Here is a 4,073-nt window from a genome sequence, read left to right as displayed (position 1 = left end):
AGCCCGAAGCGGCTGAGCCGCGCTCGCGGGTCCGCGACCACCGCACGGAGCAGGCGTACCCAGCGCGCGACCGTCGTCTCGACGGTGGCCGGGTCGTAGAGGTCGCCCGCGTAGTCGACGACGAGGTCGACACCCTCCGGGGAGCCGTCCTGCGCGTGCCGTTCGGACAACGAGAAGACCAGGTCGAGCTTGGCCCTCTCGGTGGAGAGCGCCACCTCGCCGACCTTCAGGCCAGGCGGGGCGAACTCGGCCCGGACGTTGTTCTGGAGCACCAGCATGACCTGGAACAGCGGGTGGTGGGCCAGCGACCGAACCGGGTTGAGGGCCTCGACCAGGTACTCGAACGGCAGGTCCTGGTGCGCGTACGCGGACAGCGCCTGCTCCCGGACCCTCGCGAGCAGTTCGGTGAAGGTCGGGTCGCCCGAGGTGTCGGTGCGGAACACGAGGGTGTTGACGAAGTACCCGACGAGGTCGTCCAGGGCCTGGTCGGTCCGCCCCGCGATCGGGTTGCCGACCGGGATGTCGTCGCCGCCGCCGAGCTTGCTCAGCAGCACCGCCAGCCCGGCCTGGAGCACCATGAACAGACTGCTCCCGTGGGCACGGGCGAGCTCGCGCAGGCCGGCGTGGAGCTCGGCGTCGAGCTCCGCCCGCACGAAACCGCCGCGGTGCGAGGCGACCGCCGGGCGGGGCCGGTCAGTGGGCAGCCGAAGCTGCTCCGGCAGGCCGGCCAGCCGGTCGGTCCAGTACGCCGCCTGACGGGCGAACGGGCTGTTCCCGTCGGTGGCGTCGCCCAGCAGTTCGTGCTGCCAGAGGGTGTAGTCGGCGTACTGGACCGGCAGGGCCTCCCACCGCGGCTCCTCGCCGCGGCAGCGGGCCGCGTACGCGCCGGTCAGGTCCCGCGACAGCGGACCGAGCGACCAGCCGTCACCGGCGATGTGATGGAGCACCAGGAGCACCACGTGCTCCTCGGCCGTCAGTTCGAACAGTTCCACGTGCAGCGGCAGCTCGGCCGCAAGGTCGAACCGGTGGGCGACGGCCGCCGACAGCACACCGGACAGCTCCGCCTCCGTGGTCCGGCGCACGGCGACGGCCGGCCGGGCCGCCACGGCGTCCAGCACCTGCTGGTACGGCACGCCGTCCGCCACCGGGAACACCGTGCGCAGGCTCTCGTGCCGCTCGACCACGTCCGCCAGGGCCGCGCTCAGTGCCTGCCGGTCGAGCGGGCCGGACAGCCGCCACGCCAGCGGGATGTTGTAGGTCGCGCCGGTACCCTCCAGCTGGTCCAGGAACCACAGCCGCCGCTGCGCGAACGACAGCGGAACCCGCTCCGGCCGCCGGTGCGGTGCCAGGGCGAGCTGCGCCGGCGCGGCCGCGGCCAGGGCGGCGGCCAGGCCCGCCGGAGTCGGCGACTCGAACAGGGTGCGCAGCTGCAGTTCCACCCCGAGCATCGCGCGGACCCGGGCGGCCAGACGGGTCGCCAGCAGCGAGTGCCCGCCCAGGGCGAAGAAGCTGTCGTCGACTCCGGCCCCGGACACCCCGAGGACCTCGGCGAACAGCTCGCACAGGATCTGCTCCTGCGGCGTGCGCGGCGCGCGGCCGGCGCCGGTCGGGGTGAAGCCGGGTGCGGGCAGGGCCGCGCGGTCGAGCTTGCCGTTGGTGGTCAGCGGCAGCGCGTCCAGCACCACGAACGCCGAGGGCACCATGTGCTCGGGCAGCCGCGCGGAGAGGTGTTCGCGCAGGTCGGCCGGGCGTGGCAACGCGCCGGCGGCCGGTACCAGGTAGGCGACCAGTCGGGTGTCGTCGGCCCGGTCCCGGCGGGCCACGACCGCCACCTGGACGACGTCCGGACGGGCGGCGAGCACCGCCTCGATCTCGCCCGGCTCGATCCGGAAACCGCGCACCTTCACCTGGTCGTCGGCCCGGCCGACGTACTCCAGGGCGCCGTCGGCGCGTCGCCGCACCAGGTCGCCGCTGCGGTACATGCGCGCGCCGGCCTGGCCGAACGGGCAGGCGACGAACCGGCCGGCCGTCAGGCCCGCGCGGTTCAGGTAGCCGCGCGCCAGCCCGGCGCCCGCGACGGAGAGCTCACCCACGACGCCCGGGACCACCGGGCGCAGGCCGGCGTCCAGCACGTAGGCGCGCAGGTCCGGGATGGCCGTGCCGATCCGCCCCGCAGCGGTGCCGGACGCGCCGAGCGCCGCGTAGGTGACGTGCACCGTGGTCTCGGTGATGCCGTACATGTTGACCAGCCGCGGCGTGTCCTCCGCGTGGCGCTCGTACCAGCTCGCCAGCCGGGCGGGCTCCAGCGCCTCGCCGCCGAACACCACGGTGCGCAGGGCGAGCGAACGGCCGGTCTCCGGCGCCTCCTGGTCCGCCTGCATCAGCTGGTAGAAGGCGGACGGCGTCTGGTTGAGCACCGTCACCCGCTCACGGGCGAGCAGCTCCAGGAACCGGCTGGGCGAACGGCTGGTCTCGTGGTCCACGACCACCAGCCGGCCGCCGTGCAGCAGCGGGCCCCACAGCTCCCACACCGAGAAGTCGAAGGCGTAGGAGTGGAAGAGCGTCCAGACGTCCTCGGCGGAGAAGCCGAACAGCGCGTCGGTGGCGCCGAACAGCCGCACCACGTTCCGGTGCGGGACGACGACGCCCTTGGGGTTGCCCGTGGACCCGGAGGTGTAGATGACGTAGGCCGCCTGGCCGGGATCGACCGGGATCCGTGGGTCCGTGTCCGGCAGGCCGTCCAGGTCGACGGCGTCCAGCAGCAACCGGTCCACCCGCTCGGCGCCCGGCAGGCCGTCGAACTGCGCGGTCGTCAGCAACAGGGCGGGCCGGGAGTCCTCCAGCAGGTAGGCGATCCGGGCCTCCGGGTACCGCGGGTCCACCGGGACGTACGCGGCACCGGCCTTGAGCACGGCCAGCACGGCGACCACCAGCTCGGCCGAGTGCGGCAGGGCGAGGGCCACCAACTGCTCCGGGCCCGCGCCCCGGTCGATCAGCGCGTGCGCGAGCCGGTTGGCGCGGGCGTTCAACTCGCCGTAGGTCAGGGTGTTTTCGCCGTCCGTGAGCGCGACCGCGGCCGGGTTCGCCCGCACCTGCCGTTCGAAGAGCGCGGTCAGGCCGCTCTCCGGCAGCTCCTCGGCCGCGTCTCCGGCGGGCAGCAGCGCCCCGAGCTCCTCGGCGGACAGCACGTCCACCAGGCCGATCCGTCGGCCTGGGTCGGCCACCACGGCCCGCAGCAGCCGCAGCCACCGCTCGACGATCCCGGCGGCCGTCGCCTCGTCGAACAGGTCGGTGCTGTACTCCAGCAGCCCCGACAGCCCCTCCGCACCGGGCCGTTCGGTCAGGATGAAGGTCAGGTCGCACTTGGCCGTCCCGGTGTGGACCAGGTCGGTCGTCACCCGCAGCCCCGGCAGGTCGAACGTGCCCGTCGGCGCGTTCTGCAGCGCCAGCATGGTCTGGAACAGCGGGTGGTGCGCCAGCGACCGGGCCGGGTTCAGCGCCTCCACCAGGTGCTCGAACGGCAGGTCCTGGTGCGCGTACGCGGACAGCGCGTTGGCGCGCACCCGCCCCAGCAGTTCGTTGAAGGACGGATTGCCCGAGAGGTCGGTGCGCAGGACCAGGGTGTTGACGAAGAAGCCGACCAGGTCGTCGACGGCCTCGTCGGTGCGCCCCGCGATCGGGCTGCCGATCGGGACGTCGGTGCCCGCGCCGAGCTTGCCCAGCAGGGCGGCGAGACCGGCCTGGAGCACCATGAACAGACTGGCGCCGCCGCTGCGGGCGAGCGTCCGCAGGCCCTGGTGCAGCTCGGCGTCGATCCGCACCGGCACCTGGGCGCCGCGGAACGACATAGCCGCCGGCCGGGGCCGGTCGAACGGCAGCTCGACCTGCTCGGGCAGGCCCGCCAACTGCCCGGACCAGTAGGAGAGCTGGCTGCTCAACAGGCTGTCCGGCTCGGTGGCGTCGCCGAGCAGCTCCGGCTGCCAGAGGGCGTAGTCGGCGTACTGGACCGGCAGCGGCGCCCACTGCGGGTCGGCCCCCGCGCTTCGGGCCGCGTAGGCGGTGGTCAGGTCCCG

The 4,073-nt window shown here is 74.0% G+C and carries 1 protein-coding gene; it reads right to left on the bottom strand.

The features are described 5' to 3' along the window. A partial coding sequence (locus ACFQ87_RS44535) for an amino acid adenylation domain-containing protein (RefSeq protein ID WP_380616763.1) occupies positions 1-4,073 on the bottom strand: 4,073 nt, incomplete at both ends.

Origin of the sequence: Kitasatospora sp. NPDC056531 (assembly GCF_042794375.1) — a bacterium.
GTDB lineage: Bacteria > Actinomycetota > Actinomycetes > Streptomycetales > Streptomycetaceae > Kitasatospora.
Note: the sequence above shows the minus strand (reverse complement) of the source record. Positions and strands in the feature narration are given on the sequence as shown.